We start from the raw sequence: 21,057 nt of genomic DNA, 5'->3' as shown, positions 1-21,057 counted from the left end.
GAGGTTGCTCACCACACGAGAATCTGCAGGGACGACTTCACCGCCGGCTGGATGCCATCCGCGGCGCTGAGGCTTTCACGGCCGCCGGTCAGCGGGTCGTACAGCTCGGCCTGGTGCACCTGGGGCAGGCGGATGGTCCCGCCCTTGGCACTCCAGAACATCAGCAGGCGCTTACCGTCGTCGCGGGTCCAGGACACGCTGTAGAAGGTGTCGGGCAGGTTTTCCAGCGCCGGGGTCTTGCCGGGTTCGAGGCGCGCGCCGGTGATCTCGAGAAACCGCGCGAGCGCCTTGTACACCGGCTTGGGTTCGCCGTTGAGGTCCAGCAGCCCATAGTGCTGGTCGCGGGCCGAGGCGCGCGAATCGAGGTCGGAGAGGGCGAAGAGAAAGATCCGCTCATAGTCCTGGTCGCTCATCAGCGCCAGGCGCCGCAGGGTGTAGTCGGCCTGGCCGTCGACGCCGATCAGCCGCTGCATCTCCTTGGGCCCGGCGTAGCTCGACCAGCCCCATTCCGTGGCCCAGACCCTTTTCAGGCTGGCGCCGTGCAGCATGTCGTTGAGCTGCTTGCCGCGCAGCAGGACTTCGTTCTTGCCCGGCTCGTCGGTTTCCGGAAGCTCCGAATACGGGTGATAGGCGGCGACCATGCCCAGGCTCTGCACGCCCAGCTCGCCGAGCTTTTCGAACATCAACGCGTTGCGATGGGTCGGCATCTGGCTGTAGTAGGCCATGCCGCCCATGACCTGGGTCTTGCCCGGCGCCACCTGGTTCAGGGCCTGGTGGGTCGCCAGCAGCAGTTCGCCGTAGCCCTTGGCATCGGGTTTCGGCCGCCAGTTGTTGGGGATGTTCTGTTCGTTCCACACCTGCCAGGCGTCGATGTTCGGGTAGCGTGTGGCGAGCATCGCCATGCGCGTGGCGAAGACCTTCGGATCGCGTGGCGGGTACTGATCCTGGTAGGGCCCGCCCTTGGGCGCGGTGGTCACGAACGGCGCCGAGCCCACGAGGTAGAACAGCGACTTGAGCTTCGACTCTGTCAGGGTCCGGTCCAGCTCGTCCAGGGTGCTGAGCTGGTAGCCCTCCTCGGTGGGTTCCAGCCGGTCCCAGTGCAGGTCGACCCGCACCCACTGCAGGCCGAGCCGTTTGTAGGCGGCGATCTGCTTGCGGTACTGCTCGGGAGTGAACCACAGGAAATGCGCGTTGACCCCCAGGTAATCCTTCCATTCCAGGGTGCGCTGGGGGGCCAGGTTGATCGGCGTGGCGTCGACCTGCTCGCTGAGCAGCAACGCGCCGCCCACCGCCAGCGCAGCCGCCAGCGACAGACCGCGCCATAGGGGACGACGTTGCAGATGTAGTCGAGGCTTCATGACGACCGCTCCTTGCACACTTTATTGAACAGATCGGCGAAACGTTGCGCGGTGGCGCTCCACTCGCGTTGTTTACCCACTTCGCTGGCCTGCGCGGCCCATTGCAGGGCCAGCGAGGGTTGCAGCAGCAGGCGGCCCAGGTGTTCGCTCAGCGCCTGGACATCGCCTTGCTCGTAGGTCACGCCGTTGCCGCTGGCGACCTCTTCGGCAAAGGCCCGGGCATTGGAGGTCACCACCCCGCGCCCGCAGGCATTGGCCCACGACAGGGCGCCGCTGGTGCCGCGCATCTGGCCGAGCCAGGCGAGTTTTTTCGATTCGCGGTAGGGCAGCACCATCACATGGTGGTCCTGGATGGTGCCGGCGATTTCCGCGGACGGCAGGTCCAGGCGCCAGTCCACCAGGTCCTCCAGTTGCAGTTCGCGGATGCGCTGGTGCAGGCCGTCGAGGTAGTTGCCGGCCGGGTCGAAGGTCATTTCCGGCGCCGTGCCGCCGGCCAGGGTCAGGCGCACCTGGCTGCGGCATTGGGGGTGGGCGGCCAGGGTGCGGGTCAGGGCTTCGAGTAGATCCTCGATGCCCTTGCCGCGGTAGATGAAGCCGAAGTACAGCAGGCGCAACGGCGCCAGCGGCGGCAATTGCGCGGGCGCGATCGGCAGGTTGCCGTGGGCGATCACCGCCACTTGCCGTGGCGGCAGGCCCATGCGCTGGCGCAGGCAGTCGCCGCCCAGCCGGGTCAGGGTAATCAGCCGCTGCATGCCACGGGCCAGGCGCCGTTCCTCGTGCAGGGTCAGCGGGTCGGCGAGCAGCGCCGCCGCTTGCGGCAGCGGGTGCGGCAGGCGCTCCAGCAGGGTCAGCGGCCAGAACAGCCGGGCCCGCCGCCAGACCAGGCGCTCCGGGTCATGCACGGTGGCGGTACGGGGGATCTGCGGCTGTTCGGCGCTCAGGTAGTCCAGCGCCTGGAACTCGCCGAAGCGTCCGCCGCCGAGTTCGGCGTGCACCAGGTCGACACCGCTCCAGTCGAAGGCCCGCAGGCGCGCCAGCTGTTGCGCCGGGTCCTGGCAGCCGGCCAGAGGCGTCAGCACCTCGATGCCCAGGGCGCGCAGCGCATTGCTGAAGTGCGCGGCATAGTCGGCGATGCCGGTCTGTTCCGGCGGCAGCGGGGCCAGCAGGACGATACGCATCAGGCCGCCCCGCGCCAGCTGTTGATCCGCTCCAGCAGCCGTGCCGGGACTTCGAAGCGGCGCCGGTTGAGGATCAGGCCGTCGACCTTGCCAAAGGCCGTGGTAAGCAGCGACAGGGCGTTCTCGATCATCGGTACGGTACTGGTCCGGGCCTCGATCACCAGGGCGATCAGGTCGGCGCGGCGCAGGGTCAGGAACGCTTGCGGGTTCGACAGCAGCGGCGAGGCGTCCAGCAGCAGGACTTCGCCGGGCTGTGCGGCGGCGTCACCGTCGAGGCGGACCCGATGGCCACGCTCCTCCAGCAGGCGGCCCAGGCGCTCGAGGATGAAGCTCACGCCTTCGCCCTGGCGCGCTGAGGTCAGGCTCAGGGTCAGGCCCTGGCTCTCGATGCGGTCCAGGGGCAGCAGGCTGTAGAGCCGGTAGAGGCTCGCGGTCATGGCTTCGGGCGTGGCGTCGTCGAGGTCCGGCACGCTGCCCCACAGCGGCGCCTGGAACAGTTCCGGCAGGCGTGCGCCGTCGTGGATGCGCTGGTCCAGCAGGTAGCAGACATAGATTGTCAGCAGCCCCACGGCGATCCCGGCGGGAATGGCGAACAACAGGATCAGCAGGCTCTTGGGGAAGACCCGCGACGGGTTGAAGGTGGCGTGTTCGATGATCGCGATATTGCTGATCTGGCTGCTGTCGAGCTCATGGTCGATCCGCGCCTGTTCCAGGTTTTCCGAGTACAGCGCATAGCTCTTTTCCGCGGTGCGCAGTTGCTGGGTCAGGCGGTTGAGCTCAGGCTCGTCGCCCAGCACCCGGTCACGCTCGGCGCGCAGCGCGGCGAGGTTCTTGTCGTAGTCCTCGATCTGGCCGGTGAGTTTGCGCTGTTGCAACTGGGCATCGATGACCTGCTGCTTGACGTTGATCACCAGGCTGTTGGGGGCGGTGTTCTTCGAGCGTTCCAGGCGGGTCGTCTCCTGCTCGCTCAGGGCTTGCAGGTCGCGGATGTTCTGCTCGATCTGCTTGACCGCCGGCGCCTCGGGCAAATACGTGCGCAACAGGCGCGCCCGCTCGACCTGCAGGGTGTTGAGCTGGCGCTTGAGGTCGAGCTGGGTCGGGTTGAGGCTGGTCTCGCGGCTGGTCACCACTTCGCCGGGCTGATCCTGGATCTGCTGGCGGGCGTTGGCCAGGAAGCTGCCGATCCCCGACAGTTGGTTCTGCGCGTCGACCCGCGCATCGGTCAGCCGGTCGATCTGGCTGGTGAGGTTTTCCAGGCGCGCGGTGACGCTGATCGAATCGATCTGCTTCAGACGGCCCTGCAGCTGCTCCTTGAGGCTGAGGATCTGCGCCGCCACCTTATTGCCCTCGCTCTCGTAGAAGGCATAGAGGCTCTTGCGCCCGAGCACCCGGGCGCGGTCTTCGAGGTAGGCGTCGACCCAGATCTTCACCACTTGCTGGGCGATTTCCGGATCGTCCCAGGTAAAGCTGATGTCGATCACCGAGGAGCCCGGTTCATGGCTGGCCTGGAAGTTCTTCTCCAGGCGGCTGGCCAGGCGGTCCTGCGGGCTTTGCGGTTCCGCCAGGCCGACCAGTTGCAGCAGGCTGCGCAGGGCGTCGATCGCCGTGCCCATGGCTTTCTTGACGTAGAACTTGAGGGTCTTCCAGAAGCCCTGGGGCTCGGCGGCCGCGCTCAGCTCCAGGTAACGCTCGGCGACCTTGTGCACGATGGGCCGGCCGGTGAGCATTTTTTCCTCGTCGACGATCGGGTCGTGCTGGGTGCTGGGCGCGATCAGCGTCTGCCGGTTGCCAGCCTCGATCGGCACCGTGGTGTTGTCGCGGCCGGGCTTGACCAGCAGGCGCGCGTCCGACTCGTAGCGTGTCGGCAGCAGGAAGGCGCCGAGTACCGCGACCACGATGGTGGTGACGACCGCCAGCTTGAACTCGCGGCGGAAAATGAAGAACAGGCGCAACAGGTCGCGCAGAGAACGTATTTCGATCACAGGATCACTCCGTTGAGAGTACGTGAAGCCATGGCTGGTGGAGGCCGATCAAACGAATCGATCCTGTTTACCGTCCGGTTCCGGTGCCGGTGGAACTGCTGGTGAAGTTGTTGATGGTGTTGCCGCTGTTTTTCACGTCCTGGCTGTTGAGGTCGTAGTTGAAACCGACCCCGATGCCCTTGTTGATCGGGAACAGCTTGGTGAAGTACATGTCCACCGCTTCCACCGTGCTGCCGATCCGCGATTGCGGCACGTAGATCAGGTCGCCGCGTTGCAGCGCGACCAGCGGGTGGTTGGGGTTGCCGAGCATGTTGGCGAGATCGACGAAGTACATCTTGTACTTGCCGTCGGGGCCGGTGCGCAGCAGGGCGACGTTGGAGCTGTCGGCCGACGGCAGCACGCCGCCGGAGCTGAGCACCGCCTGTTCCACCGACACGGTGCCGGCCAGGTTGAAGAACGACGGATTGGCCACGGCGCCGCCGATGAACACCCGGTTGCTCGGGGCGATGGCGATGTTCACCGTCACTTGCGGCTCGCGATAGATGCGCGTGTAGCGTTCGGTGATGGTCTTGCCCAGGTCTTCCGGGGTCAGCTGCGCGGCCTTGATCCGGCCAATGCCGGGCATCGAGATGAAACCGTCCGGACGCACCACGAACAGGGTCATCTCGTCGGAGCTGGCCGGCTCCTGGGCATCGCGCACGATGCGCAGGGTATCGCCGGTCTGGACCAGCACCTGGGCCGGCGGCAGGTCGGCCAGGGTCAGGGCCGCCGCGTGGCGCTCCTTGAGGGTGTCGCTGTCGGGCAGGGCGATATGGGCGGGCGTCGAGCAGCCGCCCAGCCACAGGGAGGCGGCCAGGATGCTCAACAGACAGAGTCGGGAACGTCGGTTAATAGTCATCGTCGACAGCTCAGGTCCAGTAGTTGGAAAACATGCTCAAGCGGCGCTTGAGCGGTGTCGGCAGGTGCTGTTCGGCATGGCCGAGGCGGTAGCCCAGCAGTTTCAGGGCGCTGCGCAGCAGCACTTCGGGCACGCGTTGCAACTGGCCGGCGGCCCGCAGGGCCCGCAGCTCGGCCTGGACATAACGCTTGCCTTCTCCGCCGGCGGCGCCGAACGCCTGGCGAATCCATGGCTCGCGGCCATAGAAGACGCCGATATCGAAATAGCGGCGGAATTCCTGCATCAGGTTGTAGTGGTGCGAGTGCTGCACGCAGGCGCTGGCGGCATAGCGCACCAGGTAGCCGTCGAGCAGCATGCGCGCGGCGACATGGGCGTCCTCGCTGCCGATGACGTCCTCGGGAAAGCCGCCCACCGCTTGCAGGGCGCTGCGCCGGTAGACGGCGAACGAGTCCGAGCTGAAGCAGGTCTTGATCCCCAGTTCCGTGGCATCGGCCAGGCTTTTGCTGCGGCTCTGCGCGCCATAGTTGAAGTGACGCGACTGCGCCTCGAGGATCCCGGCGCCGGGGTGGGGCAACTGCCGGCCATAGGCGACGCCGATCCGTGGGTCTTCTTCCAGCTCGCGGATCAGGTTGGCGAAGGTCTCGGGCGTGGCCGGAATCGCGTCCTGGGTCAGCAGGATCAGCGCCTGCGCATCCACCTGTTCGCTGGCCCAGCGCCGGGTGCCGCCGTGGTTGAACTGCTGGGCGGCAATGACCTCCACCCGGGCGCCGAACTGGCGGAAGCGGCTGACGGTGTCGTCCGTCGAGCTGCTGTCGACCACCAGCACGCTGTCCGGTTGCAGGGTCTGCGCGGCCAGTGCCGGCAGCAGCCGGTCGAGGTGCGGCCCGGCGTTGCGGGCCGGAATGATCAGGGCGGTTTTCATCAGGCTTTCACCTGCGCCGGGGCGCGCCCGTAGACATCCTCGAAACGCACGATGTCGTCTTCGCCCAGGTACTCGCCGCTTTGCACCTCGATCATCACCAGGTCGATGATCCCGGGGTTGCTCAGGCGATGTTTGTGGCCGGCGGGGATGTAGGTCGACTCGTTGCTGTTGAGCAGGAATTCCTGGTCGCCGTTGGTGATCAGGGCCGCGCCGCTGACCACGATCCAGTGCTCGCTGCGGTGGTGGTGCATCTGCAGCGACAGCGCCTCGCCGGGCTTGACCATGATGCGCTTGATCTTGAAGCGGCTGCTTTCCTCGAGCACGGTGTAGGTGCCCCAGGGCCGGGTCACCGTGCGGTGCAGGCTGTAGGCGCTGTGCCCGAGGCGCTTGAGTTCGGTGACGATATGGCGCACGTCCTGGGTCCGCGTGGCATCGGCCACCAGCAGCGCGTCCGGGGTGTCGACGATGATCAGGTCGCTGACGCCCACGGCGCCCAGGACGCGCTTGGGCGAATCGATGTAGCAGTTGTTCACGTCATGCAGGACGGCCTGGCCATTGACCTGGTTGCCGGCTTCGTCGCTCGGGGTCAGCTGGCGTAGCGCGTCCCAGGAACCGATGTCGCTCCAGCCGATCGAGCAAGGCACCACGGCGACCCGTTCGGAGCGCTCCATCAGGGCCACGTCGATGGAAATGTCCGGGGCCGTGCCCAGGCTGCCGGCGTCGAGCTCGCGCTGGCGGCAGTTCGGGTTGTCCAGGCTCGAGCCTTGCTCCAGGCAGGCGCGGGCGGCGGCGAGCACCTCGGGGGCGTGCAGCGTCAGTTCCTGCAGCAGGGTGTCGGCACGGAAGCAGAACATGCCCGCGTTCCACAGGTGCCTGCCGCCGTCGAGGTAGGCCTGGGCGGTGACCAGGTCGGGCTTCTCGACGAAGCGCGCGACCTGGAAGCCCTGTTGCAGCGCCAGGCCCTGCTCGATGTAGCCAAAGCCGGTTTCGGGTTTGTCGGGCTGGATGCCGAAGGTCGCCAGGTAACCGGCGGCAGCCAGGCCGCGGGCCTTGTCCACGGCGTCGGCGAAGGCGTCCTGGTCGAGGATCAGGTGGTCGGCCGGCAGGATCAGCAACTGCGCCTGGTCGCCCCAATGCTCGCGCACATGCAGGGCCGCCACGGCGATGGCCACGGCGGTATTGCGCCCGAACGGTTCGAGCAGCAGGTCCAGGCCCAGCTGGTGCGGGTTGACGGCGCGGTATTCGTCCAGCGAACGGAACAGCAGGTCGCGGTTGGTCACCGTGACCACGCAGCCGACGTCCGGCAGGCTGGCGGCGCGCAGGAAGGTCTTTTGCAGAAGGCTCTGGCCATCGCGCATGCGGATGAACGGCTTGGGCATGTTCTGCCGGGAGACGGGCCACAGGCGCGAGCCCGAACCGCCGGAAATTATGCATGGGATCAATCCAGCGAATGCGCTCATCAATAGACTTCCTTCGTCGAGAGGACGGCCGGAACCGTCATGAAAACGATGTACAGATCCAGCCAGACCGACCACTTGGAGATGTAGTCGAGGTCGTACTCCACGCGTTTGCGGATTTTCTGCAGGGTGTCGGTTTCGCCGCGGTAGCCATTGATCTGCGCCCAGCCGGTAATGCCCGGCTTGACCCGATGGCGCGAGCTGTATTCGCGCACGGCCTGCTCGAAGGGCACGCCCGCCGCCTTGGTGGCGGTCGCGTGCGGACGCGGGCCGACGATCGACATGTTGCCCTGCAGCACGTTGAACAGCTGCGGCAGCTCATCGATGCTGGTCTTGCGGATGAAGCGCCCGACCCGGGTGATCCGCGGATCTTCGCGGGTGGTCTGTTGCTCGGCGTTGAGGTCCGCCTGCTCGACATACATTGAGCGGAACTTGAACACACGGATCAGCCGGTCGTTGTAGCCATAGCGCTTCTGCCGGAACAGCACCGGGCCGCGGGAGTCGAGCTTGACCGCCACCGCGGTGGCCAGCAGCACCGGGGAAAACAGGATCAGGCCCAGCAGGGCGAGCACGATGTCCTCGCAGCGCTTGATCAGCGGCGACCAGCCACGCAGCGGCAGCTCCGAGGTGTTGAACATCAGGATGCCGCCGACGTCGGTCATGCGGTTATGGCCGAAGCGCAGGGTCGTCGGATCGGGCACCAGGGCGACGTTCACCGACAGCTGGCGCAGGCGCTGGACGAATTCGCCGATGCGCGCGTGGGCGGCCCAGGGCAGGGCGATCAGCACCTGGTCGACCTGTTCGCCGCGGATCAATTCTTCCAGGTTGCGGGTATTGCCCAGGAAAGGCAGGTCGCAGAACTCCGCGGGCACCCGCTCGCTGCGATCGTCGATGAAGCCGATCAGCCCGGAACGGATGTCGCCATGGCGCTGCATGTGTTCGGCGAGGTACAGCGCGCTTTCGCTGAAGCCGAGGATCACCGTGCGTTGCAGGTATTTGCCGCTGGCCATCCAGGAGTGGAACAGGCGCAGCAGCAACAGGCGTTCGATGCCGAACAGCACCAGGCCGACGCCGAACCACAGGAACAGGTCCGACAGGCTGAACACCGGCAGCAGGCGCAGCCCCTGGTACATGACGAGCAGGATGCAGAACGCGGACGTCCAGGCCACCAGCATGGTGCGAAAACGCAGGCGATTGCTGAAGAACTCCTCGGAGTAGACCCCCTGGGCCTGGAACAGGATGACGGTGATCACGGCAAAGAACAGCAGCAGGCCCAGCACCGTGGGCAACAGGTCTGTGCTGGCCGATTCGGCGCTGAGGAACAGCAGGATACCGGGCAGGGCCGCGGACAGCGCGTGCGTCAGCTTGACCCCGGCGATGAAGAGTTCCATGAATCCGGTTCGGGTCAGAAACCTGCTGTCGATTGATTTCTTAAGCATCGAGTCCCATCGCTGCCAGGTAAAAACCCAGCTCTGTCAAAGAGAAAGCCGCTACAGAGGCAGGGTTGAAAAGCCAAGTTTGGTGACAGGAAAGCCTGTTTTTTGTCGCCAATAGTGGCAAAAAGATACTATTTGTGAGGTTTAATGGTCAAGTAATTGACTATTTTTTGTGATTTTAGTTTCGAGTACTCATTATTAATCGCTTTTTTGACGTTTTGTGCGGTTCAAGACGAACGGAAGGCGGGGTGTGCGTCATGAAGTTGGCTATTGAGCCCGGCGCCACGGGCCATGAAGGCAAATTGCCCACTGGCAGCGGGCTGACGGACGGCGTCGCTCCGGCACTCATGACCGGGCGGTGTAGACTGGCCGCTGCCGATTAATCGAGGAAAGAGGGGAGATGCGGTGAGGTATTGGTCATGGCTGGTGCTGGGGTTGCTGCCGTTGCTGGCGCAGGCGGTCGAAGTGGGCGAGCGGCTAGCACCCTGGACCCTGCTCGATCAGTACGACCAGGCCTACAGCCTCGATGGGCAGGCGCGGACGCTGTTGGTGGCGCGCAGCATGGAGGGGGCGAAACTGGTCAACGCGGCCTTGCAGGATCGGCCCAGGGGCTACCTGGAGGACCGGCGCACGGTATTCGTCGCCGATATCCAGCGTATGCCGGCGCTGATCGCCCGAATGTTCGCGGTGCCGGCGATGCGCGATTACCCCTATCGGGTGATGCTCGACCGCGACGGGCGGGTAGCGCCGCGCTACGTCGGGGCGGTGGATAAGGTCCTGTGGCTGCAGCTCGACGAGGGCCGGCTGGTGGCGCGGCGGGAATACGCCAGCGCCGCCGAGCTGCGTGAGGCGTTGGAGCAGGTGCGACCATGATCGGCGCCGAGCTGCTGTCGCCGCTCACCCTGGGCGTCGGCTGGCTGATCTATGCCCCCGTGCTGCTCTGGGCGGCCTGGCGCTCGCCCTGGGTCGAGCTGTTCAGCGACAGCCGGCGCCAGCATTTGCTGTTCGGCACGGTGTTCGCGCTGTTCATGCTGTGGCTGGTGCGCCGCGACTTCGATACCGGCGTGTCCTATCACTTCATCGGCATGACGGCGGTGACCCTGTTGCTGGACTGGCCCCTGGCGATCGTCGGCGGGCTGGTGGCGCAACTGGGGCTGGTCGCCCTGGGGCGCCAGGACCTGGCGGCGGTCGGTATCAACGGCGCCTTGCTGATCCTGCTGCCGGTGCTGGTCACCGAAGGCTGCGCGATCCTGGTGGAGCGTGCGCAGCCGCGTAACCCGTTTGTGTACATCTTCTGCTCCGGCTTTTTTGCCGCCGCATTGTCGGCCCTGTTGTGCCTGCTGGTCGGCCTGGGCCTGCTGTGGTTCGACGGACGTTTTGCCATGCCGGAGTGGCTGGAGGACTTCATCGGCTACCTGTGGCTGATCATCTTCCCCGAGGCCTTTATCAACGGCATGGTGGTCAGCGCGTTGGTGGTGTTCTGCCCCGAGTGGCTGGAAACCTTCAACCGCACCCGCTACCTGTCGGCGCCCTGGAAGGACGACGACCCGCGTTCTTGACCCAGGTCAAATACCTTCCGCAGACGCGGTTCATGCTCTGGCAAAACCTTTGGGAGCATGGGCATGAGTGTGTACGAGTGGGCGCGCCAGGAACTGCGTAACAGCCTGGATACCGCGCAGGCGGAAGGTTTCGAGCCGGGCTTGAGCCTGCGCGCCCTGCTCAGCGCGGTGGTGCAGGAAAGCCGGCGGGTGCGCGACGCCGAGGATCTGGCGGACGAGTTGCAGTTTCTCGCGGAGAACCTCGACGACACGCAGGACTACCCGTTCATGAGGCCTTGACGGCTCAGTGGGAACGGGGCGGCAGATCGTCGGAAAACAACTCGTCCTCGGCGTCCGGGCCGACCGGGATCTTGTGTTCTTCGGCCGCCCAGGCGCCGAGGTCGATCAGTTTGCAGCGGTCCGAGCAGAACGGACGGTTGACGTTGCTCGCGGTCCATTCCACGGGCGCACCGCAGGTTGGACATTCCACGGTCAGGGGTTGGCTCATGACTGGCCTCCACGCAAGGTAAGGTAAAAGTGATGCAGGCGTTCGACCTCGCTGTGCAGCCAGGCGAGGTCGCGGTCGTTGACCAGCACATCGTCGGCATGGCGCAGGCGTTCCTCGCGGCTCGCCTGGGCCTTGAGAATCGCCTGCAACTGCTGCTCGCTGATCCCGTCGCGGCGCAGGGTGCGCTCGATCTGCACGGATTGCGGCACATCGATGACCAGGATCCGCTCGGTCATCGTCGATTGCCCGGATTCGATCAGCAGCGGTGACACCAGGATCGCGTAGGGCGACTCGGCGCGAGCCAGGTGCGCGACGATTTCCTCGGCAATCAGCGGATGCAGCAGGGCTTCGAGCCAGAGGCGCTGTTGCGGGACCTCGAAGATCAACTGGCGCAGCGCGGCGCGGTCCAGTTGGCCGTCGGCCAACAGCACGCTGTCGCCGAAGTGTTCGGCGATACGTGCCAGGGCCGGCCGGCCGGGCTCTACCACCCAGCGGGCCGCGTGATCGGCATCCACTACATGGATACCCAGGTCGATGAAGTGCTGGGCGGCGGCGCTTTTGCCACTGCCGATACCGCCGGTAAGGCCGAGAATCCAGGGTTTGAGAACAGGCTTGGTCATCTGAAACCGACAAACTGCAAATAGAGGTCGGTTATTTGACCACCCCAGAGCAAGGCAATCCAGCCGGCGATGGCCAGAAAGGGACCGAAAGGAATGGGCGTGGACATCTGCGCCCGCTGCCGCCGCAGCATGATCACCCCCATCAGCGCGCCTGTCAGCGAGGCCAGCAGCAGTGTCAGCGGCAGAATCTGCCAGCCGCCCCAGGCGCCAAGCAGCGCCAGCAGCTTGAAATCGCCGTGGCCGATCCCTTCCTTGCCGGTCAGCAGCTTGAACACCCAGTACACCGACCACAGGCACAGGTAGCCGGCCACGGCGCCCCACAGCGCGTCGTGCAGGCTGACGAACAGCGCGAAGCCATTGACGATCAGGCCCAGCCACAACAGGGGCAGCACCAGCACGTCCGGCAACAGTTGATGATCGGCATCGATCAGGCTCATCGCCAGCAGGCCCCAGCTCAGGAACAGCATCAGCCCGGCCTGCCAGCCGAAACCGAAATGCCAGGCCACCAACGCCGAGCCCAGGCCGCAGGCCAGCTCCACCAGCGGGTAGCGCCGGCCGATCGGGCCCTTGCAGGCGGAGCAGCGGCCGCGCAGCAGCAGGTAGCTGAGCAGCGGGATGTTTTCCCAGGGGCGGATCGGGTGCGCGCAATGCGGGCATTGGGAGTGGGGGAGCAGCAGGTTGTAGGTCGGCCCGGCCGGTTCGGCGGGCAGCCCGAGGATCTCGCGGGCCTGGGCGCGCCAGTCCTGGTCGAGCATCTTCGGCAGGCGCCAGACCAGCACATTGAGGAAGCTGCCGACGATCAGGCCCAGGACCAGCGTCGATAACACGAAGACCAGCGGGGCGCTGGCCAGGACTTCACTCAATGACATGTTCAGATCGCTGTGCCGAGTTGGAAGATGGGTAAGTACATGGCGACCACCAGGCCGCCGACGAGGGTGCCCAAAACTACCATGATCGCGGGCTCCATGAGACTGCCGAGGGTATCGACCAGGGTGTCGACCTCGTCCTCGTAGTGGATCGCGACCTTGTCCAGCATGGCGTCCAGGGCGCCCGACTCTTCGCCGATGGCGGTCATCTGGACGGCCATGCCGGGAAACACGCCGCTGGTGCGCATGGCGAAGTGCAGTTGCATGCCGGTCGCCACTTCCTGCCTGATCCGGTTCACCGCCTGCTTGAACACCTGGTTGCCCGTGGCACCGGCCACCGAGCCCAGGGCCTCCACCAGCGGTACTCCAGCGGCGAAGGTGGTGGACAGGGTGCGGGCGTAGCGCGCCACCGCAGACTTGTGCACCAGCGGCGCGATCACCGGCAGCTTCAGCAGGAGGGCATCCAGCCACTGGCGAAAACGCGGCGAGCGCCTATTGGCGTGGCGCAGCCCCAGGATGCTGGCGACCAGGCCGCCCGCCAGCAGCCATCCCCATTGCTGCACGAATACCGAAAGGGCGATCACCAGTTGGGTAAACACCGGCAACTGCGCGCCGAAGCCCGAGAACATCGCCTGGAATTGCGGCACCACCTTGACCAGCAGGATGCCGGTGACCACCAGCGCCACGCCGATCACCGCCAGCGGATAGGTCATGGCCTTGCGGATCCGGGTCTTGAGGTTTTCGCTTTTTTCCTTGTAGGTCGCTACCCGCTCCAGCAGGGTTTCCAGGGCGCCGGCCTGCTCCCCCGCATCCACCAGGCTGCAATACAGCTCGTCGAAATACCGCGGGCGCTTGCGCAGGGCGCTGGTGAAGCTGCTGCCGGCGGCGATGTCCTGTTTCAGCTCTTCCATCAGCTTGCGCATGTTCGGGTTGTCGAAGCCCTCGGCAATGATGTCGAAGGCTTGCAGCAGCGGTACGCCTGCCTTGACCAGGGTCGCCAGTTGGCGGGTGAACAGGCTGATGTCGCGTGCCTTTACGGGGGGCGTGCGCTGGAACAGGGAAGGGGCTTTCTTGCGGACCCTGCCCGGGCTGATGCCCTGCTTGCGCAGCTGCGCCCTGACCAGCGAGGGCGTATGGCCGCTCAATTCGCCGCGCAGTTTGCGGCCTTGCCTGTCGGTGCCTTCCCACAGGTAGACCCTGACCTTTGCTGCCTTGACCGCCATGCTGTTCAGCCCCGGGTAGTGGTGGAGGCCCCAGGACGGCAATGCCCTGGGTGATGCCCAATGGGCCACCGCGCGGGGCGCGGTGGCCGGTCCATAGAGTTTGAATAGCCCGATACGTTCCTTGTCCTGGGTCGTTGTGGCGTCGGGTGTCGCTTGACAGCGTAGCCCGCGATGACGGCTGGCCTGGGGCACTTGGCTGACAAAAAGTGTCAGATAGTGCGACTCCTGGCGCTCACCCGCGATGGCCCAAGGTCGCTCGAGCCCCGTGCGGCCTGGGCCGCGGGGGCTGGCACAGGCCGTGCTATGGCTGTGTGGTGAGCGTCGACTCCCCTCGAATATCCACTGCCTGGAGCAGATAGATGAAGTATCAGAAAGGTTTCACCCTGATCGAATTGCTGGTCGTCGTGGCGATCATTGGCATCCTGGCCACCTTTGCCATGCCGCTGTATTCCAAATACCAGGCGCGGGCCAAGGTCACCGCGGCGCTGGCCGAGGCCTCGGCGCTGAAGGTCAATTTCGAGGACGTGCTCAACCAGGGCAGCGACCCGACCCTGGAGCTGGTCGGCGGCAAGGCGGCGACGTCGAACTGCACCCTGACTGCCGCAGGCTCGGCGGCCACCGGTGCCGGGACGATCGGTTGCACCATCCTCAACGCGCCGGCCCCGGTGCTGAACAAGACGCTCACCCTGACCCGCACCACGGCCGACGGCTGGGTATGCAGCACCACGGTTCCCGCGGATTACTCGCCCAAAGGCTGTACCGCCAGTGGCAGCTGAGGTCGCCAGGCGTTCCGGCTGTTCGGGAAAAGGCCGGGAATTCAGCAGGTTAGGGGCATGGGTGAATGCAACTTGCATGCAAAATTATTCACCGGTCATGCATTTTGCATGATCGTGGAAATTCGCGATTTTTGTATCTTGTTGATATTAAAGGGGTTTATTGATTCTCGGAACTTGGCATAACGCCTGCAATCTACCTAGTAACCCTGCTGCCAGGACATGGCGCAGGTCTTCCAGAAGAACAGGAGTTACTCGTATGAAGAAGTTCGCTATCGCTGCTGCAACTGCTACCGCTCTGACCCTGACCATGGCTAACGTTGCATTTGCCCAGACCACTCAAGCTACTCAGGCGCCAATGGTGCTCGCGGCGGGTGAAGTGACCAAGGCCAAGGAAGCCACTTCCGACACCTGGATCACCACCAAAGTCAAAGCGGATCTCGTCACTGAAAAAGGCATTCCAGGGACCGATATCAAGGTTGAAACCAACAAGGGTGTGGTTTCCCTGTCTTCCACCACTGCCGTGACCGAGTCGCAGAAACAAACCGCGGTCAACATCGCCAAGAAAATCAAAGGCGTGAAAGCAGTATCGGCTGACGGTCTGAAAGCCGAGTAAGCCTCAAGCTTCTTGCCTGGACAGGGAGAAGGCGCGGTAGACGAGCCTGCCGCGCCTTGAAGGTTCATGCGAACGGCCATAGGGATGTGGCCACTTTCAACAACGAAACAGGCCCCGGCACAGTGTGTCGGGGCCTGTTTCGTTGTGGGGACCGAATGCCGGCCCGTTTCCGGGCCGGACGGAGCGCTTATTCGGCGTCCAGGTGCATGGGCGTGACGACCCGGCCATCGCTTTCGGCCTGCCCCAGGTTGGCGTCGATGAAGTACACCCGGTCATCGGCTAGCTGGCCCTTGTCCACCAGGAAGTCCTTGATGCTGCTGGCCCGTTCCTGGCCCAGCTGGCGCAGCAGGACGTCGCTGCCGCTCCAGAACTTGATCACGCCTTCGCGCATTTTCGCGGTGCGCTCTTCCTTGCCCAGGTCCTTCCATTCGGCCGGAGGCTGGGCCTTGAGGCGGGTGCGATAAATGCCTTCGAGCAACGGGGCCTTCTCGCCGTCCGGCACCTTGAGCAGCGATGCCTGGGCCGGCACTTTCTCGCCACGGCGCTGGAGCATCTTGTAGTAGTTGTATTGGTATTCGCGCTCCAACCGTTGTTCGGCGATCAGCGGGCCATCGCTGCTCTGGGCGGCGGTGCCTTCGATTTCCAGGCGCAGCGCCGGACGTTCCTTGAGCGCATTGGACAGTTTGACCAGCGCCGCTTGCGCATCCTGGTTCAACTCGCTGGAGCCCGGGGCGAACGAGACGCTGCCCAGGTCTTCCGAGCCGCCGCCGGCGATCAGCCCGCCGATCAGTTTGAAGGGCGCCGCGGCGGCCTTCACGATCAGGTTGCGCAGGGTCTGCCAGACGATCGGCATGACGCTGAACTGCGGATTGTTGAGGTCGCCGGTCACCGGCAGCTCGATGGAAATCTTGCCGTCGACGTCCTTGAGCAACGCGACCGCCAGTTTCAGCGGCAGGCTCACGGCATCCGGGCTGTCGACTTTTTCCCCCAGTTCCAGTTGCTCGACCACCACCTTGTTCTCGGCCTTGAGCTGGCCCTTGGTGATGACATAGTGCAGGTCGAGGTTGAGCCGGCCCTTGCGGATGCGATAACCGGCGAACTTGCCCGAATAGGGCGTCAGGGTGGTCAGCTCGACGCGCTTGAAGCTGGTGGCGATGTCCAGCGCGGCCATCGGATCGAACGGGTTCACGCTGCCCTTGATGGTGACCGGCGCATAACGGTCGACCTTGCCCTTGATATCCACGCTGGCCGGTTTTGCCTCGCGGCTGTCGATGGTGCCGATCTGGCCGTTGAGCTGCTGGATGGCGGTGGCGAAGTTGGGGGTCAGGCTGAAGTCGGCGAAGTTGGCCGAGCCGTCGTTGATGGCGATCTGGCCGACATGGATCGCCAGGGGCTTCTCCTGGCTGGCGGCCGGCTTGGCGGCGGCCTTCGGGCTGTTGTCGGCGGGCTGCGGGATCAGCAGGTCATCGATGTTGGTGGTGCGGTCATCGTTGATCATGAAGCGCGCATAGGGTTGCAGCAGGTTGACCTTGTTGATCGTCAGGCTGTTGCCGTGCTGGTAGTTCAAGCCTTCGAGCACCAGTTGCTGCCATTTCACGAAGTCGCGGGTCTTCAGGGTGTCCAGGGTATGCAACTGGTCCACCTGGGCCCGGCCGGTAACGCTGAACGTCAGGGGATCGACATTTTTCAGGTCCACCGCCAGATCGCTGCCGAGCATCCCGCTGCGCAGCTCCAGGCGAATGAACGGGCTGATATAGGACTGCGCGACCCGCAGGTCGATGTCCCTGGTCTGCACTGCGAGCTTGGCGGTGATAGGTTGCAGGTTGACCACGCCGTTGGCGAGGACCTTGCCCTGCTTGCCCAGGCCGGTGTCGAGCTTGAGGTTGAAGGGCGACTGATTGAGGCTGTCGAAGTTCTGCACGTCTAGGTTCAGCGGCCCGACTTCCAGGGCCACGGCTGGCTTGGCCTTGCGGTCCGCCAGGTGCACCTGGTAGTTGCGCAGTTGCACGTCCTTGAGCAGCACTTGCCACGGCTTGCTCGGTGCCGGGGCGGGCGGCGGTGGCGTATCGGCGGCGGCCGGCGCCGGTTTCGCGGCGGGTTTGGCCGGTTGGCTGGCGAACAGTTTCTGCCAGTCCAGCTGGCCATCGGCCTCGAGGGCGGCCCAGGTTTCCAGTTTCTGGCTGCGGATCTTGCCGACCACCACTTGCTGCTTGGCCAGGTCGACCGTGGTTTCGCTGACGTCCAGGCGTTCCAGGCGGGCCAGAGGCCGGCCATCGGGGGCCTTGATGGCGAAGGGGGCGACGCTCACCGAGGTGTCGCTGAGCAGCAGTTCGGTTTCCTTGGCCAGGTTCAACTTGTAGTGGGTATTGAGGTTCAGCACGCCGTCTTCGAGGACCAGGGGCACAGCATCGCGTACATAAGGCCACCAGAGTTTCATCTTGCCGTCAGTGACTTTCAGGGTGCCTTCGGAAGCGATCGGCGTCAGGCTGAAATTGCCGCTCCAGTCGATCTGCCCGCCTTCGGGCCCCGCTGCGACCAGGGTCATGTCGGCGTTGTCGTCGGGCAGGGTGCTGAGGTTTTTCAGTTCGAAATCGAGTTTGTCGTACAGGAACTCGATGGGCTCGCTGGGGCGCGCATCCTCGAAGTGCACATAGCCGCCTGCCAGCTTGATGCGCTCGATGCGCAGCGGGAACGGCTTGGCCTCGGGATCGTCGGGAGTCGGTTCGCTGGCCGGGATATTGAACAGGCCCAGCAGGTTGAGCTTGCCGTCCTTGGCGAACAGGATCTCGGTCTTGGGTTTGTCCAGCTCGACATCGGCCAGGTGCAGCGCGCGGGTCCACAGGCTGTCCAGTTGCAGATTGGCGTACAGGCGCTCGAAGGCGACCTGTTCCTTGCCCGGTTCGCCGATGTTCAGGCCCCAGAGTGTCAGTTCGAGACTGAACGGATTGAGTTCGATGCGCTGGATCTTGGCCGGCACCGTCGCGTAGTTGGCCAGTTGCTGATTGGCCACCCGCAAGGCGATGCCCGGCAAAATCAGAAAGCCCAGAAGACTGTAAAGGGCGAGAGCGGTCAACAAGGCGCCGAGAGCGCGAATCAATCCTTTGGTCATGCGAAGCTTCATCTGTCTGAATCGGAAGTGCGTTGGAGTATGGCACGCGTTTCCGGTTCCGAAGCAATCCCATGGCTGTCGCAAACAGGATTGTTCAGATTCCCCGCCCGGGATCAGAGCTGCAATATCAGGGTCTTGAGCGGCGGCTGCCGGTCCATGGACGGGAAATCGCGGCCCGGCGTCAGGACCTGCCATTCACGTACTGGCCGTCCGGCTTTCTCGGCGCAACGCAGCACTTGCTCGCGCCAGTCGTCCATCGCCACCTTTGCCAGATTGTTGCAGCAGATCAGCACGCCATCCTTGGCGGTCGCCAGCAGGGCCGGCTTAAGCAGGCTTTGATAGTCGCGCAGCAGGTCCACCGTGCCGAACGCGCTTTTGGCCCAGGCGGGAGGGTCGAGCAGCACCAGGTCGTATTGGCGCTGCTCCAGGCGCGGGTAGCCGGGCAACTTCTGTCCGCGACGCTGAGTGATGGGCAAGCCGGCCAGTTGGCGGATCGCCGGGAAGTAGTCCGACTGCACGAACTGCATGGTCGGCAAGTGCGGGTTGAGCAGGCCGTTTTCGCGGCCGACGGCCAGGTTGCCTTCGGCGAAGTCCAGGTTGCACACCTCACGGGCCCCTCCGGCCGCGGCGCTCAGGCCGACGCCGCAGGTGTAGGCGAACAGGTTCAGCACGCTCTTGCCGGCGCTGTGGGCCTTGACCCAGCCGCGGGCGTTGCGCAGATCGAGGAACAGCAACGGGTCCTGGCCGGCATGGCGTCCGCGTACCCGATAGTTCAGGCCCCATTCGTGGCCGACCAGGTCTTGCAATGCCTCTTCTTCGGCGCGATAGACCGGGTCGCTGCGGTCGATGCGCGAATTGCCCTGGGAGCGGTCGTTGTAGACCAGCAGGGTGCCCAGGCCGAGGTGTTCGTCGATGGTTTCGTGCAGGTGCAGCAGGGCGTCGCGTTCCAGGCTCTGGTGAAAGCTCTGGACCAGCAACTGTGGGCCGTAACGGTCGATGGTCAGGCCCCCGGCGCCTTCCTGGCTGCCATGGAACAGCCGATAGCAGTCGGTGCCTTGCTGGTGCAGTTCGGCGAGCAGGTCCTGGCGCTGATCGAGAGCGGCGCGCAGCGCCTGGTTCAAGGAAGACATGCGGGCGCCTTGCGAATGAGTGGGCGGCGCAGTTTACCAGCTTCGTTTGGCCCTGGTAGGCGTGGCTGGTCGGGGAACGCGGAGGGCTTCTGTAGGAGCGAGGCTTGCCCGCGAAACAAACGTCGTCACACCGCAGAGCATCAGGCACTGCGCGTTATCGTTGATGACCTATCGCGGGCAAGCCTCGCTCCTACAAAAACAGCGTGGGGTTAGCGCTCGATGGCCAGCGCCACGCCCTGGCCGCCGCCGATGCACAGGGTGGCGAGGCCTTTCTTGGCGTCGCGCTTGAGCATTTCGTGCAGCAGGGTCACCAGCACCCGGCAGCCCGAGGCGCCGATCGGGTGGCCAAGGGCGATGGCGCCGCCGTTGACGTTGACCTTGCTCGTATCCCAGCCCAACTCCTGGCCCACCGACAGCGCCTGGGCGGCGAAGGCTTCGTTGGCTTCGATCAGGTCCAGTTGGTCCAGGGACCAGCCGGCCTTGTCCAGGCAGCGGCGGGTGGCGGACACCGGACCGATGCCCATGATCGCCGGATCGACCCCGGCGTTGGCGTAGGCGGCGATTGTCGCCAGCACCGGCAGGCCCAGGGCCTTGGCCTTGGCGGCGCTCATCAGGATCACCGCGGCGGCGCCGTCGTTCAGCGACGAGGCGTTGCCGGCGGTGACCGTGCCGTCTTTCTTGAATGCCGGCTTGAGCTTGCCCAGGGCTTCGGCGGTGGTGCCGGCGCGCGGCTGCTCGTCGGTGGCGAAGGCCACGGGGTCACCCTTGCGCTGGGGAATCAGGATCGGGGTGATCTCGTCGACGAAGCGCCCGCCCTCGATGGCGGCCACGGCTTTCTGCTGCGAAGCGGCGGCGAAGGCGTCCTGGGCTTCGCGGCTGATGCCGTACTTGTCCACCAGGTTCTCGGCGGTGATGCCCATGTGGTAGTCGTTGAAGGCATCCCACAGGCCGTCGCTGATCATGGTATCGACGATCTGGCTGTGGCCCATGCGCAGGCCGGTGCGGGCGCCGGGCACTACATAGTTGGCCAGGCTCATGTTCTCCTGGCCGCCGGCGATGATCACCTCGGCGTCGCCGCAACGGATGGCCTGGGCGCCCAGGTGCAGAGCCTTGAGGCCGGAGCCGCAGACCTTGTTCAGGGTCAGCGCGGGCACGGCGTGGGGCAGGCCGGCCTTGATCGCGGCCTGGCGGGCGGGGTTCTGCCCGGCGCCGGCGGTGAGCACCTGGCCCATGATCACTTCATCGACCTGGGCGCCGTCGAGGCCGGTCTGGGCCAATAGTTGGCGGATCACCGCGGCACCCAGATCGACCGCGGGGATGTTCGCCAGCGAACCCTGGAAACTGCCGACCGCGGTGCGGGTGGCGGCAACGATTACGACGTCTTGCATGGCGTGAATCCTCATTGTTGTGTGGCCTGGGCATCCGGCGACCGCCAGGGGAGCG

At 65.1% G+C, this 21,057-nt stretch carries 19 protein-coding genes; 5 read left to right on the top strand and 14 right to left on the bottom strand.

What is annotated here, in order from left to right; genetic code table 11:
• Positions 1-8: 8 nt before the first annotated feature.
• From TO66_RS26895 to TO66_RS26865, 7 genes are all read right to left on the bottom strand, one after another.
• Positions 9-1,358, bottom strand: a complete 1,350-nt coding sequence (locus TO66_RS26895) for a beta-galactosidase (protein WP_044465123.1) — start codon at positions 1,356-1,358, stop codon at positions 9-11.
• Complete coding sequence (locus tag TO66_RS26890) at positions 1,355-2,536, bottom strand: glycosyltransferase (protein ID WP_044465122.1); 1,182 nt, start codon at positions 2,534-2,536, stop codon at positions 1,355-1,357. Before TO66_RS26890 ends, TO66_RS26895 begins: the two co-directional genes overlap by 4 nt.
• On the bottom strand, positions 2,536-4,518 hold the full coding sequence (locus TO66_RS26885; protein WP_044465121.1) for an exopolysaccharide transport family protein: 1,983 nt from the start codon (positions 4,516-4,518) through the stop codon (positions 2,536-2,538). The genes TO66_RS26890 and TO66_RS26885 overlap by 1 nt, the downstream gene beginning before the upstream one ends.
• A 67-nt stretch (positions 4,519-4,585) precedes the next feature.
• Positions 4,586-5,416: a polysaccharide biosynthesis/export family protein gene (locus TO66_RS26880; protein ID WP_044465120.1), complete on the bottom strand. Its 831-nt coding sequence runs from the start codon at positions 5,414-5,416 to the stop codon at positions 4,586-4,588.
• Positions 5,417-5,426: 10 nt separating this feature from the next.
• Positions 5,427-6,338 carry a glycosyltransferase family 2 protein gene (locus TO66_RS26875; protein WP_044465119.1) on the bottom strand — a complete coding sequence of 304 codons (912 nt, stop codon included), beginning with the start codon at positions 6,336-6,338 and terminating at the stop codon, positions 5,427-5,429.
• Complete coding sequence (locus tag TO66_RS26870; RefSeq protein WP_044465118.1) at positions 6,338-7,798, bottom strand: mannose-1-phosphate guanylyltransferase/mannose-6-phosphate isomerase; 1,461 nt, start codon at positions 7,796-7,798, stop codon at positions 6,338-6,340. The genes TO66_RS26875 and TO66_RS26870 overlap by 1 nt, the downstream gene beginning before the upstream one ends.
• Entirely contained in the window at positions 7,798-9,234 is a 1,437-nt protein-coding gene (locus TO66_RS26865) for an undecaprenyl-phosphate glucose phosphotransferase (RefSeq protein WP_044465117.1), read from the bottom strand. The genes TO66_RS26870 and TO66_RS26865 overlap by 1 nt, the downstream gene beginning before the upstream one ends.
• A 402-nt stretch (positions 9,235-9,636) precedes the next feature.
• On the opposite strand from TO66_RS26865, the gene TO66_RS26860 reads away from it, so the two are divergent.
• From TO66_RS26860 to TO66_RS26850, 3 genes are all read left to right on the top strand, one after another.
• On the top strand, positions 9,637-10,104 hold the full coding sequence (locus TO66_RS26860) for a hypothetical protein (RefSeq protein WP_044465116.1): 468 nt from the start codon (positions 9,637-9,639) through the stop codon (positions 10,102-10,104).
• Entirely contained in the window at positions 10,101-10,790 is a 690-nt protein-coding gene (locus TO66_RS26855; protein ID WP_044465115.1) for an energy-coupling factor ABC transporter permease, read from the top strand. The genes TO66_RS26860 and TO66_RS26855 overlap by 4 nt, the downstream gene beginning before the upstream one ends.
• 63 nt (positions 10,791-10,853) lie before the next feature.
• Positions 10,854-11,069 carry a hypothetical protein gene (locus TO66_RS26850; RefSeq protein ID WP_044465114.1) on the top strand — a complete coding sequence of 72 codons (216 nt, stop codon included), beginning with the start codon at positions 10,854-10,856 and terminating at the stop codon, positions 11,067-11,069.
• A 4-nt stretch (positions 11,070-11,073) separates the two neighbouring features.
• Here TO66_RS26850 and yacG read toward each other — a convergent pair whose 3' ends face one another.
• From yacG to TO66_RS26830, 4 genes are read right to left on the bottom strand one after another with little or no spacing between them, the layout of a single operon-like run.
• Positions 11,074-11,277: a DNA gyrase inhibitor YacG gene (gene yacG, locus TO66_RS26845; protein WP_044465113.1), complete on the bottom strand. Its 204-nt coding sequence runs from the start codon at positions 11,275-11,277 to the stop codon at positions 11,074-11,076.
• Positions 11,274-11,897: a dephospho-CoA kinase gene (gene coaE, locus TO66_RS26840; protein WP_044465112.1), complete on the bottom strand. Its 624-nt coding sequence runs from the start codon at positions 11,895-11,897 to the stop codon at positions 11,274-11,276. The genes yacG and coaE overlap by 4 nt, the downstream gene beginning before the upstream one ends.
• Entirely contained in the window at positions 11,894-12,766 is an 873-nt protein-coding gene (locus tag TO66_RS26835) for an A24 family peptidase (RefSeq protein WP_044465111.1), read from the bottom strand. Before TO66_RS26835 ends, coaE begins: the two co-directional genes overlap by 4 nt.
• A gap of 2 nt (positions 12,767-12,768) precedes the next feature.
• Positions 12,769-13,986, bottom strand: a complete 1,218-nt coding sequence (locus TO66_RS26830) for a type II secretion system F family protein (RefSeq protein WP_044465110.1) — start codon at positions 13,984-13,986, stop codon at positions 12,769-12,771.
• A gap of 359 nt (positions 13,987-14,345) precedes the next feature.
• Between TO66_RS26830 and TO66_RS26825 the strand changes: the two genes are divergently transcribed.
• Together TO66_RS26825 and TO66_RS26820 are read left to right on the top strand one after the other, a co-directional pair.
• Positions 14,346-14,762, top strand: coding sequence for a pilin (locus TO66_RS26825; protein WP_044465109.1), 417 nt, complete (start codon positions 14,346-14,348; stop codon positions 14,760-14,762).
• Between the two features lie 256 nt (positions 14,763-15,018).
• Positions 15,019-15,375 (top strand): BON domain-containing protein, encoded by a 357-nt coding sequence (locus TO66_RS26820; RefSeq protein ID WP_044465108.1) that lies wholly within the window; start codon positions 15,019-15,021, stop codon positions 15,373-15,375.
• A 187-nt stretch (positions 15,376-15,562) separates the two neighbouring features.
• On the opposite strand, the gene TO66_RS26815 is transcribed toward TO66_RS26820, so the two are convergent.
• From TO66_RS26815 to TO66_RS26805, 3 genes are all read right to left on the bottom strand, one after another.
• On the bottom strand, positions 15,563-18,484 hold the full coding sequence (locus TO66_RS26815; RefSeq protein WP_044465107.1) for a DUF748 domain-containing protein: 2,922 nt from the start codon (positions 18,482-18,484) through the stop codon (positions 15,563-15,565).
• Positions 18,485-18,597: 113 nt separating this feature from the next.
• Positions 18,598-19,614 (bottom strand): class I SAM-dependent rRNA methyltransferase, encoded by a 1,017-nt coding sequence (locus TO66_RS26810; RefSeq protein ID WP_044465106.1) that lies wholly within the window; start codon positions 19,612-19,614, stop codon positions 18,598-18,600.
• A 209-nt stretch (positions 19,615-19,823) separates the two neighbouring features.
• On the bottom strand, positions 19,824-21,002 hold the full coding sequence (locus TO66_RS26805) for an acetyl-CoA C-acetyltransferase (RefSeq protein ID WP_044465105.1): 1,179 nt from the start codon (positions 21,000-21,002) through the stop codon (positions 19,824-19,826).
• Between the last annotated feature and the right edge of the window lie 55 nt (positions 21,003-21,057).

The organism is Pseudomonas sp. MRSN 12121 (assembly GCF_000931465.1).
Classification (GTDB): Bacteria; Pseudomonadota; Gammaproteobacteria; order Pseudomonadales; family Pseudomonadaceae; genus Aquipseudomonas.
The sequence above is the reverse complement of the archived record's forward strand: the minus strand, read 5'-3'. Positions and strand labels throughout refer to the sequence as shown.

Excerpts from the sequence above, each read along its gene's own strand:
- TO66_RS26805 (WP_044465105.1), bottom strand. The coding sequence starts at position 21,002 with ATGCAAGACGTCGTAATCGTTGCCGCCACCCGCACCGCGGTCGGCAGT.
- TO66_RS26850 (WP_044465114.1), top strand. The coding sequence starts at position 10,854 with ATGAGTGTGTACGAGTGGGCGCGCCAGGAACTGCGTAACAGCCTGGAT.
- TO66_RS26820 (WP_044465108.1), top strand. The coding sequence starts at position 15,019 with ATGAAGAAGTTCGCTATCGCTGCTGCAACTGCTACCGCTCTGACCCTG.
- TO66_RS26825 (WP_044465109.1), top strand. The coding sequence starts at position 14,346 with ATGAAGTATCAGAAAGGTTTCACCCTGATCGAATTGCTGGTCGTCGTG.
- TO66_RS26890 (WP_044465122.1), bottom strand. The coding sequence starts at position 2,536 with ATGCGTATCGTCCTGCTGGCCCCGCTGCCGCCGGAACAGACCGGCATC.
- TO66_RS26855 (WP_044465115.1), top strand. The coding sequence starts at position 10,101 with ATGATCGGCGCCGAGCTGCTGTCGCCGCTCACCCTGGGCGTCGGCTGG.
- TO66_RS26865 (WP_044465117.1), bottom strand. The coding sequence starts at position 9,234 with ATGCTTAAGAAATCAATCGACAGCAGGTTTCTGACCCGAACCGGATTC.
- TO66_RS26815 (WP_044465107.1), bottom strand. The coding sequence starts at position 18,484 with ATGACCAAAGGATTGATTCGCGCTCTCGGCGCCTTGTTGACCGCTCTC.
- coaE (WP_044465112.1), bottom strand. The coding sequence starts at position 11,897 with ATGACCAAGCCTGTTCTCAAACCCTGGATTCTCGGCCTTACCGGCGGT.
- TO66_RS26810 (WP_044465106.1), bottom strand. The coding sequence starts at position 19,614 with ATGTCTTCCTTGAACCAGGCGCTGCGCGCCGCTCTCGATCAGCGCCAG.
- TO66_RS26880 (WP_044465120.1), bottom strand. The coding sequence starts at position 5,416 with ATGACTATTAACCGACGTTCCCGACTCTGTCTGTTGAGCATCCTGGCC.
- yacG (WP_044465113.1), bottom strand. The coding sequence starts at position 11,277 with ATGAGCCAACCCCTGACCGTGGAATGTCCAACCTGCGGTGCGCCCGTG.
- TO66_RS26895 (WP_044465123.1), bottom strand. The coding sequence starts at position 1,358 with ATGAAGCCTCGACTACATCTGCAACGTCGTCCCCTATGGCGCGGTCTG.
- TO66_RS26835 (WP_044465111.1), bottom strand. The coding sequence starts at position 12,766 with ATGTCATTGAGTGAAGTCCTGGCCAGCGCCCCGCTGGTCTTCGTGTTA.
- TO66_RS26875 (WP_044465119.1), bottom strand. The coding sequence starts at position 6,338 with ATGAAAACCGCCCTGATCATTCCGGCCCGCAACGCCGGGCCGCACCTC.
- TO66_RS26870 (WP_044465118.1), bottom strand. The coding sequence starts at position 7,798 with ATGAGCGCATTCGCTGGATTGATCCCATGCATAATTTCCGGCGGTTCG.
- TO66_RS26830 (WP_044465110.1), bottom strand. The coding sequence starts at position 13,986 with ATGGCGGTCAAGGCAGCAAAGGTCAGGGTCTACCTGTGGGAAGGCACC.